The following is a 12,005-nucleotide window of genomic DNA, read 5'->3' as shown; positions in this document are numbered from 1 at the left end:
CGAAATTTATGAAAAAGAATGTGTTTTTCTGGAATGAATTAAAGGGTACCTTCTGGTTTATTCCTTCGATGATTCTTGTGACGTCCGTGGTTTTGGCGTTTGTTTTGATCTATGTTGACCAAAAAGTAATGATTGTTGAAAAAGGTGTTTTACAGCTTGTTTTTGTCAACGATATCGCTTCAGCACGTACTATTTTGTCGACCATTGCCGGCGCAATGATCAGTGTTGCGGGGACGGTTTTTTCTGTGACCTTGGTTGCTTTGACGTTGGCGAGTAATCAATTAGGGCCAAGATTAATTCAGACGTTCATGTACGTACGCTTGAATCAAGTTGTGCTGGGTTTATATGTCTCTACTTTCCTTTATTCATTGCTAGTGCTAAACAGTATCGAACAAACTCAGGACGGTTCCTTTGTACCTTCAATTTCAATTTTGGTGGCGATCGCCTTCACAGTTGTTAATATTTTAATGCTAATTGTGTTTATTCATCGAATAGCGACGAGTATTCAGGCAGATAAGGTTATTGCGGACGTATCGACTGCGCTATCAAATCAAGTAAGGAAGTTATTTCCTAATAGCGATGAGGCAGAGCCATCATCTAATGAATCGTACGATTTAGATGTCATGAAATCGCATTACAAGTATAAAACTAGTCTTTTAGCGGCCAAGAGTGGGTATCTTCAGTACGTTGAATACGATTCACTTTTATGTGAACTGGAGGCAGATGACGAATTAATGGAGTTACACTATCGGCCTGGCGGCTATGTGATTGAAGGTGTTGAGCTTGCGACCTTATACAGTGATAAACAAGTTTCAAAGGATGAAATAGGAGTTCTTCTACAGAAATTTGTAGTGGGTGCCGTTAAAAATGCTCAACAAGACTTGGAGTTTTCAATTCATCAAATTGTAGAGATTGCATTAAGGGCGCTGTCCTCGGGTGTTAATGATCCTAATACGGCAATCACTTGTATCAATAACTTAACAGCATCCATGTGTTATTTATCAAGTGCTGAGTTTCCATCGGCCTATATGAAAGATGAAAAAGAAAAAGTAAGAATTGTCGCCGATACGTTGGATTTTGAAGGCATTTTAGATGCTTCTTTTAATCAGATCAGGCAATGCTCTAGTCATAACGCTGCTGTCATCATTCGATTGATGGAGGTGCTATGTATCATTTATGAATTTTGTTCTTCGAAGCACCATCGCCAAGCTGTTAAAAAACATGTTGATATGACTTTGAGACTCGGAAAGGAAACCTTGTCGGAAAAGAATGATTTGCAGGATTTACATGCCAGAGCAAAATGTTTCGATATATAGCTATTGCTGGTACGAATACCTTAGCGTCAAATATATAGATACACATATTTCGGGTTTATAGATGAAACGAATTTTAATTTTTGGTAACTCGGGTTCAGGTAAGTCTACGTTTGCTAAGTACCTAAGTGAAAGCGAAAATTTAGCGCACTTAGATTTAGATACGCTGGCTTGGAAACCGATAACGCCACCAGAAAGAGAAGATATTAATGTCTCTTTTGAAGCAATTAAACACTTTACTGATAACAACGAAGAGTGGGTGATAGAAGGTTGTTATACTGATCTATTAACGTTACTTGAAACTCAAGCCACTGAAATTGTATTTATGAACTTATCTATCGAGGATTGCATCAAAAATGCGAAAGCAAGACCTTGGGAGCCCCATAAATATGAATCAAAGCAGGCGCAAGATGACAACTTAAGCATGCTCATCGAGTGGATTGCTCAATACACAGAGCGAAAAGATACGTTCTCATATGATGCACATCAAACCTTTTACGACAGGTTTAATGGTGCAAAGAAAATGCTGACATCGAATGAAGTGCTCAAGTAAACAGTTATAAAAAAAGCCCGCAGTTGAAAATGTACTGCGGGCTTTTACGTTTAGGGATTAGTACCTTTTAATCTCGAACTGATCATCCGCAGGGTCAGATGTGTAACGACCCTCTACCTGATCCCAGTAATACGTATTCCCCATCATGGCTTTTACACGACTGTCACTGGTTGACGCACTGGCTGCTACATTGCCTGTTTGTGAACGGCGTCCCCACCAGTTGATCGTCACTTCTTCTGGTGGTGCAGAAGCCATTGAACGGAAGTAGTTGGGCACAACATGATTGTGTTTGTTTACTTCATCCACAAGGTACCAATAGCGGTGCCACATTTCTGCGATCATTGAACGTAGGCCATTATTCTTATCGCCGATCCATAGATCATTAATGTTACTCGAATAGTAACCGGTTACTGGGATGTCATGGCGATTAATAAGAGTCTGTACAGTCCAGCGAACATGTTCGCCTGTCCAGTCGTCATAACCATCCCCATTAGCATCACCTAAATAGCTTTTGCCATATTTAGAGAAGAAGGGGTCCAGCAACTCTAGACGATCAACCATAACATTGGCAGAGATTGAACCTGACGTTACGGCATCGCTAATTTTACCCGCAACAATGGTCGCCAACTGGCTACCTAACGAGTGGCCTGATAAACGTAAATAGTTCGATGAGTTATCTGCGAGCGCCGCTGTTACTTGCTCAAAAGCAATCTGACCAATAGATTTATTGGGCGCATTCTGAGTGCTATAGCTACCATCGCTTTTTTTGTAGCGCATACCTCGCGGGCCGTTGGTGCTCCACATTTTTGCTTCTGCGTGCTTCACTTCCAATTCATTAGCGAATTGGTCCCAGTAGAAATAGGCAATGTTCCAACCCTTTTCCTTCCAAGCGCGTGAAGTAATGATGCCTTTAAAGTTGAAGTCTTCACGTCCAAGAATTCCAGAGGCAGGCTGCCAACCGTGAAAATGCACTATGGTAGGTTTTTTAGGGTCGTAGAATGAACGCTGGACTTTGTTAACTTTGCCGTTGGCTTCAACCGCTTTCACGGAATTATTGTTACCATCAAACCAATACAAGCCATAGTCCAGAGCCGCATTGGCCATCGCGGGTATGAACATACCACAAGCGAATATCATTACTGCAATCAAACGGAGTGTCTTCTGCATATCGGGCCTTCCTATTATTCTTTATTTATTTGTGCATGTTTACTTCATCAAGAAACTGCACGACGAGCCATGAAGCAAAACGCTTAACTCAGTATGGTTGGTTGAATAATGATCGTCATTAAGCCATAAGGATTAGGTCAGATAGGCGAATGTATTGCTTATACAGTATTATTAATAGTGTTTATAATAGGCGGTTAATACAGTCAGAATGCTGGATAAGCTGTTGATTAAGACAAAAGGATAGGCCATTGAGACAAGAATTAAGGGACAAGATCATTGAGGTTTGTGACCGCAAGATACAACAAAAGGGGGCCAATGTTGGTCTCTCGTTTTATGCATTTTTTAAGAATAAAAATGATCAACCCGAAGTATTGATGGAAGCCGCTAAATGGTGGATAGAAACTCACCGGTTAGATCACTTTGAAAAAGCCATCAAGATAAAGGAAATGGTGCAGTCTGGTCTCTAGCCTTTCTATATCGTCATATGAAGCATACCGTCACCATCCAGCCGTACACTGAAGATAGTTCGCGAGAAATTGCGGAGCTCTTTTATGTGGCTGTTCATAGCATCAACCCTGAAGCTTATTCAGATCAACAAAAGCATGCTTGGGCTCCAAAACCGATCGATTACAAATTTTGGCAGCAGAGACTAAATATTAAGCGGCCCTACTTGGCTTTCATAGATCATCAATTATCAGGTTTTATCGAGCTAGAATCTGATGGTCATATCGATTGCTTGTACACACATCCTCGCTTTCAAGGGCAGGGCGTTGCGAGTTTATTGTTTGATCATATCTTTAGCATCGCCAAGGCATCGAATATGGCGCGTCTTTATGTTGAAGCATCAATGTTAGCCAAACCCTTTTTCGAGAAAAGAGGGTTCCAACTAATTGCATAAAATGAGATCAAGCGAGAAGGTGTATCGCTTATCAATTACAGCATGGAGAGAATACTGGTTTAAGATTAAAGGTGCATCTTCCGACTTGTGCACTCTCTAGTCTTGATGACCCAAAATTTCGACTAGTACTCGGACGTCTTTGACATTATTCGCTATTCTCATAAAAACAATTCAAAGAAATTTATATTATAAAAATGAAAAAATTAATCCTTCTAATAATCGCGACCAATGCCATTGTTTTGAGTGGCTGTATAGCGGATTCGACTAGTGGGGATACGCCAAATCCATTCGCTAAAAATATAGAAAACGAGCGGATTCAAGGTGAGTGGCAGTCAGACGAGTTTGTCGAAAATGGCACATTAGTAAGCTACTCATGGGAATTTAAGGGTACTAATTATGTGAAAACTCAAGAAGTCAGGATGGGTAGCGGTGAACGCGAGACTATACGAACTATTGGCACTTATTCAAGCGAGCGGAGTGTGATTGTAAATAGCGGGGTGAGCGCTAAAACAATCGACTTTAGTTTTGAGAATGCTGACGGCAATATCGTAAAGATATTGGATATTGTTTATGTTAAAGATGATGAATTGTATTTTGGCAATGCAAATTTGGTTGAAACCTGTGAAGGTGAATATTACGAGATAACAACACTAGATGTGGATATTTTAAATGGCCAAGTGCGCGAGTTTGAAGAGACAACAAAATGCTATGCTCGCCCGATTACTTTGGATTTCAATCGAGCATATCGACAAGTACCTTAGAGTCTCTTACTTTACCACTCCAATCAGCTTAGTTACTTAGTGGAGGGTCCAGAAGTGTGGTCTCCCCACCAGGACTCAAAGCTGCCGCTTAGTCACTGTGTAGAGGGCGCAGTTTTATCATGAAGGATATTGCTAGAAGTGTGGTCTCCCCACCAGGACTCAAAGCTGCCGCTTAGTCACTGTGTAGAGGGCGCAGTTTTATCATGAAGGATATTGCTAGAAGTGTGGTCTCCCCACCAGGACTCGAACCTGGAGCAGCCGCTTAGGAGGCGGCAGTTTTATCCGGTTAAACTATGGGGAGAGCGTCTATAGTTTATCGCCTCGAAAAAAAATCTCAATGGAATCAGTGGCTTATTCCATGGAAATCGCAGATATTTTAGACAATTAGGGTGTGATGATGTAAGCCGATTGTGTAAGAATGTCGTATCAATAGCGTCCACTATAATAAAAATGCACCCAAATTTATGATTGTGAGAGTTTAATGCTTGATACTAAAGATTTGCTGATTGCCAGAGAATTCCCCGCTATTCAGCGTCGTCCGCTCGATATCTTACAAGTAAACCTTGGATATCTGTGTAATCTAAGTTGTACTCATTGTCATGTGAACGCGGGTCCTCGTCGTACCGAATTAATGGACAAAGAAACCATTGATATCATTTTGGATGTGATCAAAGCGCGTGATGTAAAGACACTTGATCTAACTGGTGGGGCACCTGAAATGAATCCTCACTTTCGTTATTTGGTCACTGAGGCTCGCAAGTTGGATGTCGAGGTGATTGATCGCTGCAATATCACAATTTTGATGGAACCGGGTTACGAGGATCTAGCTCAGTTTTTGGCCGACCAGAAAGTGGTGGTTGTCGCCTCGCTTCCTTGCTACACACAAGAGAATGTAGACGCACAGCGCGGCAAGGGTGTATTTGATGGTAGCATCGCGGGCTTACATAAATTAAACGCTTTGGGCTATGGCAAATCTGATTCAGGCTTGGAGTTGAATCTAGTTTACAATCCTGGTGGTGCGTTTTTGCCGCCCGCTCAAGAAAAACTAAAAGCGGATTATCAAGAGCGACTCAAGCAAGATTGGGATATCGATTTTAATGATTTATATACCATTACCAATATGCCCATCAGTCGCTTTGGCAGCATGTTGATCTCTAAAGGTCAGTTTAATGATTACATGCAGCTATTATTAGATAACCATCAAGACGCCAACCTAGAAACCGTTATGTGTCGCAATACCATTAGTGTGGATTATCAAGGTAATTTATACGATTGTGATTTTAACCAAATGTTGGATATGCCTTGCGAAAGTGATAAGGGGCAACGACGTCATATTGCTGATCTTGTGAACGATGATTTGGATGGAGAGCAGATTAAAGTGGCAGGACATTGCTTTGGTTGTACTGCTGGTGCAGGAAGTTCTTGTGGTGGCGCGCTAAGCTAAGGTTTTAAAGTGGAATCACCCCCCATGGAATTGGATGCTCATTCTCACCACAATTTGTACAACGTATCAGTGGTTGTACCGGTTCTCAATGAAGAACAGCAAGTACAGCAGCTCATTAACCGTTTGCGTTTACTTCAATCAGAAATTACCGAAGACATCATTATTGTCGATGGCGGTAGTCACGACAAAACCCGCGCTCTATTAAGCGAAGAGTTCCATGTTATCGCATCTCAGGCGGGTCGAGCCAAACAAATGAACGCAGGTGCCCTTGAGGCAAAGGGGGCGTGGATTTTCTTTCTACATGCTGATACCGATCTACGGCCCAAGCATATCAAGCAATCCATATCCGATTCGACCGGCTACAAATGGGGACGGTTCAATGTTCGTTTTGATGATAAGCGTTGGCCGTTTCTTATGATTGCTTTTTTTATGAACTGGCGCTCCAGATTGACCGGCATCGCTACGGGCGATCAATGTATATTTATCCGCCAATCTGTTTTCAAAACCTTGGGTGGTTATTCTGATATCCCGCTTATGGAAGATATCGACATCAGCAAACGATTAAAGAGATACTCCAAACCTGCTTGTATTCAGACTCCCATCGTAACGTCTGCCCGACGTTGGCAACAAAAAGGTATAATTAGAACCATTTTTCTGATGTGGAAATTACGTTTTTTATATTGGTTGGGAAAATCCCCTGAAATATTAGCGAAAGAATATCGTTCATGAAAAAAGCTTTAGTTTTACAGTTCGCAAAGCAGCCTAAACTAGGCCACGTCAAAACGCGTATGCAACCGGTGTTGAGCCCTGAACAGTCGGTTAAGCTTCATGTCAAACTTATTCGTCATACTTGGCAGCAGATACAATCATTGCAAAGCGATCAAGTGGATGTACGAGTGGCGCTCGATAGTGAAGATATTCATCCTGCTGTGGATGATTTATTCACGAACACTGATCGACAGACTCAATTGCAACAGGGTTCTGATTTAGGTGAGCGCATGCGCCGCGCAGTTGAAAAAGGCTTAAAGGATTATCAATCTGTATTAATCGTAGGAAGTGATTGCCCAGCCATTACAACTCAGTCGATTAATGAAGCCATGTTGGCCCTAGAATATGCAGATCATGTGTTTATTCCGGCAGAAGACGGTGGCTATGTTTTGATTGGTGCAGGCAAGGTTTTTCCAGCAATTTTCAGCGATATGCCGTGGGGGACAGGCGAGGTGATGTCTGTAACGAGGAAACGCTTGGATTTAGCAAATGAAAAGGCCATCTTTTTAGATAGCCTTTGGGATATTGATCGGCCTGAAGATTATCATCGACTCATTGAAAAAGACGAAGCATTTACGGTCTAAATACATATTGATTCTTCGGTCTGTGTCGCTTCGCGGCGCCGGAGAATGAAGAAACACTTAACACTGAGTCAAGAGCTTTCCTGTTGTTCCTTTTCTTCTTCGCGCTCTTGCTTTGCCCGTTGTTTACGTTGCTCTTCGTATTGTAATTGATTGACTAACTGTTCAACGTAACGTTGCTTCATGCCAGTAAGTGGCTGAAATGAAAAGCCACAGAAGGTCATGTCCTTTTTCTCGTCATAAATAGCATGGCGAGCATCTAAACCACAATCCATGGATTCATCACCCACGTGCAGCGTACTTTCATCAAAGTTACCAATGGCTTTTAAGTGCTCACCAACGCGACCTTTGAAATAGGCTTTAAATCCAGACCCCGAAATGTCCTGTAAGCGTCCTTTGAATAAGCGCTCATCCTCACTGGAGCGAAATACGCAATACACCTCATAGGTACGAGGAACCATAGCGCGATACGCATTGCGACGTTGTAAATACAAAAGTTTATCTGGGAATTTAGCAATGTATTCTTGATTTTGAGAGCGGTACTTTAATTCACCACCTAAATCCATTTGTACCAAGATGCCGCGGAAGTCTGCAGATAATTGCAGCTGCTTGCCGGATTTTAATATGTCGTTACCAGCGTCAGGGATGAGTTTATCAAAAGCGAAGGCTTTGCTTTTTAAGTCGACTTTTGTAATCGCGGTGGCGAAGGCTTCATCTACCCCTTCAAAACGGGCGGTAACACGAGGAGCATAGCGAATCAGACGTTGAATCGCTCGATAGATTTCTTCTTTGCTATGTAGATAGTTGTCGCTATTGTCTTGTTCTAAATCCATGCGCCTGGCCAATGCAAAAGAGAGTCACTGGTCTGCCAAGTCAAACATGCTTAAGCTTTTCCTAGCTTGTGCGAGCCTGAGCTGTCCTTGGCAGAGCCCTTTTCATTATATAAGTTTGGCTGAATTCTGTCGGCATGCAAGATATTCAGTAAATTACGTGTGCGCAGTCTGCTATGTTGGATAACGATGCCATTTTCTTCGTTAAGTGTAATGACTTGCGAGAATAGGGCACGGATGGTATTCCAGAGCGTAATAAGATTGTCTTTTTTATTACTGCCTTGCTGATCAATAAGGGATTTCAGGCCGTCTTCATCCGCTGTAACTGAGTGCGTGGAAAGATAGTCTTGGCGTGAGCCGACCTGTTTTTCGAACGTAAGCAATAACTGCCGCTTATTTTTCGCGGTCTCATCAATGGTTTTAATGTCTCGATCGAGCAACGCGCGGCTTTCTTGTTCAAGAGTTTGCTGAAGTTGAAGCAATACGTCCTGTTCCGCCAATAGCAAGGATTCAAGTTGCTGCGCAATATCGTCTGACATTATTCCATCCTAGTTTAAGAGCTTATCGAACTTAATCATTTTTCCAGCGATGCGCTCGTAGTCGATCTTGTATTCATTATTGGCAAGAGCACCTTTAATGCGTTCAACTGCGGCATCGTCGATATCAGGCATTTTGGCTACTTCAGCTTCTATTTGCTGAATAGACTTACTTTGAGCGCTTAACTTCACCTCATCAGAAGATGAGCTCGAACTTGAATCGCTTTTCTTAACTTGGGCATTGGCTTTATCGACTTGCTCAGTCGAGCGCGATTGGCCGCCGCCTCCTATGCCATTGGTGAGTTTATTTATGTTCATTTCATTTACCTTCCACGCTTTAGAGATTTCCTCGTAGATATGTAACGGCCGTCTTACACCAGTCTTTAGTATTTTTTTTAAAAAACTTAAAAATTAACCGAAACGACTCCACTTTCTTCTACGGTGGCACGGATTATACGTTCCGAACGTAGGTTTTTAACCCGAATTTGCCGGCCCTCACGCCCATCATTTAATGCTTCACCGGGCATTTTGACACTCATTGGGCCTTTTGATGCCGAAATAATGACGCGATCGCCTTTTTTAACCAGTAGAGCCGGTAAAACAAGGCGCCCATTCAGAACGGTTTGCCCAGCTAATCCGCGCTTAGATTGTTTTCCTATAACGTTTTCCTTTTTTAGAAAATATCCACTGCGCAGGTCTGCGAGATTATGAATTTCCAGATCTAGGTGTCGGGCTTGTAATTCAATGTCTTTAGGAACGGGTTGGTTAAGTACGACTACAGGAGCTTTGATATTCAACTCTACGGGGACATTGAGCGCCCACGACTTTGTCTTGCATGCCACTTTTATGTGATTTCTACCTAAATCTAAACTTGTCAAAGTTTCTATTTGCACCGGTTGTGGACAAGCGGCAAATTCCAACCGTTTGTCCAGATAGCTAATATCCACTTCAATCTGGTAGTCCGAAATCTCCATATCTTGTGCCATTTGATTTAAATAGTGAGACAAATGGCCCTTTAATCCTTGTTCAATTTGCTGGTGCCATGAAGTTCCACCGGTATCCCCTGTAGCATGTGATACGGAATTGACTCCAACAAGGCAGAGTAATCCAAGAAAAAATCTGTGCTTCCCGAAAATCTGTCCTATTCTCATAGATGTATGCCTTTTGTCTTTTGTGCAGAGTGGCATTTTTTCCACGTGGTAGTCAGATACAGCAAGTATTATGCCGCGTATTTAATGCAAGCCTATTAGGTTGATACACGGAGTTGGGATATGCCAGGGGTTCTCGATAGCGTCGATCAGCGAACGCAATTGGTGGGGGAAAACCGCCTTGAGTTGCTACTGTTCCGCTTAAACGGTTCACAAATTTATGGCATCAATGTGTTTAAAGTGCGTGAGGTTTTGCAATGTCCTCCTTTGACTATCTTGCCCAAAAGCCATCACGTAGTGGTTGGGGTAGCGCATATCCGCTCAGGCACGATCACGATCATGGATTTAGGTTTGGCTACCGGAAATGAATCGGTTGGCGATCCTAAAGATGCGTTTGTCATCATTACCGAATATAACGGTGCTACTCAGGGTTTTTTGGTTAAAGGTGTCGAACGCATTATTAATATGAATTGGGAAGAAATTCATCCACCGCCAATGGGTACTGGTCGAGAGCATTATCTTACTGCTGTGACTGAGGTTGATGAAAAACTGGTAGAGATCATCGATGTAGAAAAGATTCTCGCTGAAGTGTCTCCCATTAATGAAGAAATCAGTGAAGATATATTGGCTTCTGCGCAGGAGTATAAGCCTGAAGAAGCGCCGCGCGTTCTCATTGCGGACGACTCTAAAATCGCTCGTAAGCAGGTTACTCGCTGTCTAGAAGCTCTGGGCGTGGAAGTGACTGCCATGAATGACGGAAAGCAAGCATTTGAGCACTTAAAACAAATGCTGGCTGATGGCATCAATCCGGTCGATCACTATGCATTAATGGTTTCTGACATTGAAATGCCCGAGATGGACGGTTATACGCTAACAACAAAAATCCGTTCAGACGATGCGTTGAATAAAATGCATATTATTTTGCATACATCGTTAAGTGGCGTCTTCAACCAGAATATGGTGAAGAAAGTTGGGGCCAATGATTTTATCGCAAAATTCAACCCCGATGTCTTAGCTTCAAAGGTAGCGGAACAAGTTAAGGCCGTCGGTGGAGTCATGCCTCAGGAATGATATAAATGGAAATATCTAAAGCAGACTTTGGTGTCTTTCGCGACTATTTGGAACGCGTGTGCGGCATTTTGCTCGGGGACAATAAAGAGTACCTAGTAGCCAGTCGGTTGCGCACTATCGTGAAAGATAAAGAATTAAATTCGTTGGCTGAATTGGTTAAATTGATGGAGTCAGATTCTCGTCTAAGAGAAACTGTGGTCGATGCAATGACGACCAATGAGACTCTCTGGTTTCGTGATGCACATCCTTTTCAGATTTTACAAAATCGCTTATTGCCCGAATTTTGTCAAAAGCAAAAGAGTATTGATATTTGGTGTGCTGCCAGCTCGACAGGGCAGGAACCTTATTCTATCAGTATGGTGATTGATGAGTTTAAACGGGCCAATCCTGGAAAGCTAACGTCGGAAAAAATAATGGCCACCGATATATCACCCAGTGCGTTAAATATAGCGCGATCAGGTGTCTATGATCAGTTAGCCTTGGGCCGCGGAATGCCAAAAGAGTATTTAGATCGCTATTTCAAACAGTCTGAAAAAGGCTGGCAGGTTGATCCAAAGATTCAAGCCCGAGTCCAATATCGCATGCTTAATCTCTTAAATAACTATTCACTGCTTGGGCGCTATGACATTGTTTTTTGCCGCAATGTATTGATCTATTTTTCTAGCGATTTAAAGCAAGATATTTTGCGTCGAATTCACAGTGTCATAAAGCCAGGTGGTTACTTATTCTTGGGTGCCAGCGAGGCACTTAGTGGTCTGCCTGATCTCTACGAAATGGTGCAGTGCAGTCCTGGTATTATCTATCGTAAAAAGTAGGTAGTGGCAAAAAGACCAATGGGTTTATCCATTCCTTTCTAAGCGGCAATCCTTGCCGCTTTTTTGTATTTAAAAATATCGTAACCCATTGAAAATAAAGGAAAATTAATTTTGGCATAG

The 12,005-nt window shown here is 42.3% G+C and carries 15 protein-coding genes and 1 tRNA gene; 10 read left to right on the top strand and 6 right to left on the bottom strand.

What is annotated here, in order from left to right; all coding sequences use genetic code 11:
- The first annotated feature begins 8 nt into the window (after positions 1–8).
- Positions 9–1,316 carry a DUF2254 domain-containing protein gene (locus HF888_RS12230; RefSeq protein WP_007016100.1) on the top strand — a complete coding sequence of 436 codons (1,308 nt, stop codon included), beginning with the start codon at positions 9–11 and terminating at the stop codon, positions 1,314–1,316.
- 61 nt (positions 1,317–1,377) lie between these two features.
- Positions 1,378–1,866, top strand: a complete 489-nt coding sequence (locus HF888_RS12225) for an AAA family ATPase (protein ID WP_007016101.1) — start codon at positions 1,378–1,380, stop codon at positions 1,864–1,866.
- 57 nt (positions 1,867–1,923) lie between these two features.
- On the opposite strand, the gene HF888_RS12220 is transcribed toward HF888_RS12225, so the two are convergent.
- On the bottom strand, positions 1,924–3,033 hold the full coding sequence (locus tag HF888_RS12220; protein ID WP_007016102.1) for a hypothetical protein: 1,110 nt from the start codon (positions 3,031–3,033) through the stop codon (positions 1,924–1,926).
- 248 nt (positions 3,034–3,281) lie between these two features.
- Here HF888_RS12220 and HF888_RS12215 point away from each other — a divergent pair, with 248 nt between their 5' ends.
- The 3 genes from HF888_RS12215 to HF888_RS12205 all read left to right on the top strand — a co-directional run bounded on the left by HF888_RS12215 (position 3,282) and on the right by HF888_RS12205 (position 4,692).
- Positions 3,282–3,500 carry a DUF6500 family protein gene (locus tag HF888_RS12215; protein WP_007016103.1) on the top strand — a complete coding sequence of 73 codons (219 nt, stop codon included), beginning with the start codon at positions 3,282–3,284 and terminating at the stop codon, positions 3,498–3,500.
- A 17-nt stretch (positions 3,501–3,517) separates the two neighbouring features.
- Complete coding sequence (locus tag HF888_RS12210) at positions 3,518–3,931, top strand: GNAT family N-acetyltransferase (RefSeq protein ID WP_007016104.1); 414 nt, start codon at positions 3,518–3,520, stop codon at positions 3,929–3,931.
- Positions 3,932–4,125: 194 nt separating this feature from the next.
- Complete coding sequence (locus HF888_RS12205; RefSeq protein ID WP_007016105.1) at positions 4,126–4,692, top strand: hypothetical protein; 567 nt, start codon at positions 4,126–4,128, stop codon at positions 4,690–4,692.
- 225 nt (positions 4,693–4,917) lie between these two features.
- On the opposite strand, the gene HF888_RS12200 is transcribed toward HF888_RS12205, so the two are convergent.
- A tRNA-Arg gene (locus tag HF888_RS12200) sits at positions 4,918–4,993 on the bottom strand.
- A gap of 180 nt (positions 4,994–5,173) precedes the next feature.
- Between HF888_RS12200 and arsS the strand changes: the two genes are divergently transcribed.
- From arsS to HF888_RS12185, 3 genes are read left to right on the top strand one after another with little or no spacing between them, the layout of a single operon-like run.
- The gene (gene arsS / locus HF888_RS12195) at positions 5,174–6,136 is read left to right on the top strand and encodes an arsenosugar biosynthesis radical SAM (seleno)protein ArsS (protein WP_007016106.1); all 963 of its coding nucleotides are present in this window, start codon (positions 5,174–5,176) and stop codon (positions 6,134–6,136) included.
- Positions 6,137–6,145: 9 nt separating this feature from the next.
- Positions 6,146–6,865, top strand: a complete 720-nt coding sequence (locus HF888_RS12190; protein ID WP_243469343.1) for a TIGR04283 family arsenosugar biosynthesis glycosyltransferase — start codon at positions 6,146–6,148, stop codon at positions 6,863–6,865.
- The gene (locus tag HF888_RS12185) at positions 6,862–7,488 is read left to right on the top strand and encodes a TIGR04282 family arsenosugar biosynthesis glycosyltransferase (RefSeq protein WP_007016108.1); all 627 of its coding nucleotides are present in this window, start codon (positions 6,862–6,864) and stop codon (positions 7,486–7,488) included. Before HF888_RS12190 ends, HF888_RS12185 begins: the two co-directional genes overlap by 4 nt.
- 68 nt (positions 7,489–7,556) lie before the next feature.
- Here HF888_RS12185 and HF888_RS12180 read toward each other — a convergent pair whose 3' ends face one another.
- From HF888_RS12180 to flgA, 4 genes are all read right to left on the bottom strand, one after another.
- A complete protein-coding gene (locus tag HF888_RS12180) occupies positions 7,557–8,318 on the bottom strand; it encodes a flagellar brake protein (RefSeq protein WP_007016109.1) in 762 nt (253 codons plus the stop codon).
- A gap of 50 nt (positions 8,319–8,368) precedes the next feature.
- Positions 8,369–8,854 carry a flagella synthesis protein FlgN gene (locus tag HF888_RS12175; RefSeq protein WP_007016110.1) on the bottom strand — a complete coding sequence of 162 codons (486 nt, stop codon included), beginning with the start codon at positions 8,852–8,854 and terminating at the stop codon, positions 8,369–8,371.
- 9 nt (positions 8,855–8,863) lie between these two features.
- Positions 8,864–9,169, bottom strand: a complete 306-nt coding sequence (gene flgM, locus HF888_RS12170; RefSeq protein ID WP_007016111.1) for a flagellar biosynthesis anti-sigma factor FlgM — start codon at positions 9,167–9,169, stop codon at positions 8,864–8,866.
- Positions 9,170–9,255: 86 nt separating this feature from the next.
- Positions 9,256–10,002: a flagellar basal body P-ring formation chaperone FlgA gene (gene flgA / locus HF888_RS12165; protein WP_007016112.1), complete on the bottom strand. Its 747-nt coding sequence runs from the start codon at positions 10,000–10,002 to the stop codon at positions 9,256–9,258.
- Positions 10,003–10,122: 120 nt separating this feature from the next.
- Here flgA and HF888_RS12160 point away from each other — a divergent pair, with 120 nt between their 5' ends.
- Complete coding sequence (locus HF888_RS12160; protein WP_007016113.1) at positions 10,123–11,070, top strand: chemotaxis protein CheV; 948 nt, start codon at positions 10,123–10,125, stop codon at positions 11,068–11,070.
- 5 nt (positions 11,071–11,075) lie between these two features.
- Positions 11,076–11,885 (top strand): CheR family methyltransferase, encoded by an 810-nt coding sequence (locus HF888_RS12155; protein ID WP_007016114.1) that lies wholly within the window; start codon positions 11,076–11,078, stop codon positions 11,883–11,885.
- The last annotated feature ends 120 nt before the right edge of the window (positions 11,886–12,005 follow it).

Origin of the sequence: Bermanella marisrubri (assembly GCF_012295615.1) — a bacterium.
Classification (GTDB): domain Bacteria; phylum Pseudomonadota; class Gammaproteobacteria; order Pseudomonadales; family Oceanobacteraceae; genus Bermanella; species Bermanella marisrubri.
Note: the sequence above shows the minus strand (reverse complement) of the source record. Positions and strands in the feature narration are given on the sequence as shown.

What these genes read in the sequence shown, in the direction of transcription:
- flgM (WP_007016111.1), bottom strand. Translation starts at nt 9,169, where the DNA reads ATGAACATAAATAAACTCACCAATGGCATAGGAGGCGGCGGCCAATCG.
- arsS (WP_007016106.1), top strand. Translation starts at nt 5,174, where the DNA reads ATGCTTGATACTAAAGATTTGCTGATTGCCAGAGAATTCCCCGCTATT.
- HF888_RS12205 (WP_007016105.1), top strand. Translation starts at nt 4,126, where the DNA reads ATGAAAAAATTAATCCTTCTAATAATCGCGACCAATGCCATTGTTTTG.
- HF888_RS12160 (WP_007016113.1), top strand. Translation starts at nt 10,123, where the DNA reads ATGCCAGGGGTTCTCGATAGCGTCGATCAGCGAACGCAATTGGTGGGG.
- HF888_RS12230 (WP_007016100.1), top strand. Translation starts at nt 9, where the DNA reads ATGAAAAAGAATGTGTTTTTCTGGAATGAATTAAAGGGTACCTTCTGG.
- HF888_RS12220 (WP_007016102.1), bottom strand. Translation starts at nt 3,033, where the DNA reads ATGCAGAAGACACTCCGTTTGATTGCAGTAATGATATTCGCTTGTGGT.
- HF888_RS12155 (WP_007016114.1), top strand. Translation starts at nt 11,076, where the DNA reads ATGGAAATATCTAAAGCAGACTTTGGTGTCTTTCGCGACTATTTGGAA.
- flgA (WP_007016112.1), bottom strand. Translation starts at nt 10,002, where the DNA reads ATGAGAATAGGACAGATTTTCGGGAAGCACAGATTTTTTCTTGGATTA.
- HF888_RS12185 (WP_007016108.1), top strand. Translation starts at nt 6,862, where the DNA reads ATGAAAAAAGCTTTAGTTTTACAGTTCGCAAAGCAGCCTAAACTAGGC.
- HF888_RS12175 (WP_007016110.1), bottom strand. Translation starts at nt 8,854, where the DNA reads ATGTCAGACGATATTGCGCAGCAACTTGAATCCTTGCTATTGGCGGAA.
- HF888_RS12210 (WP_007016104.1), top strand. Translation starts at nt 3,518, where the DNA reads ATGAAGCATACCGTCACCATCCAGCCGTACACTGAAGATAGTTCGCGA.
- HF888_RS12180 (WP_007016109.1), bottom strand. Translation starts at nt 8,318, where the DNA reads ATGGATTTAGAACAAGACAATAGCGACAACTATCTACATAGCAAAGAA.
- HF888_RS12225 (WP_007016101.1), top strand. Translation starts at nt 1,378, where the DNA reads ATGAAACGAATTTTAATTTTTGGTAACTCGGGTTCAGGTAAGTCTACG.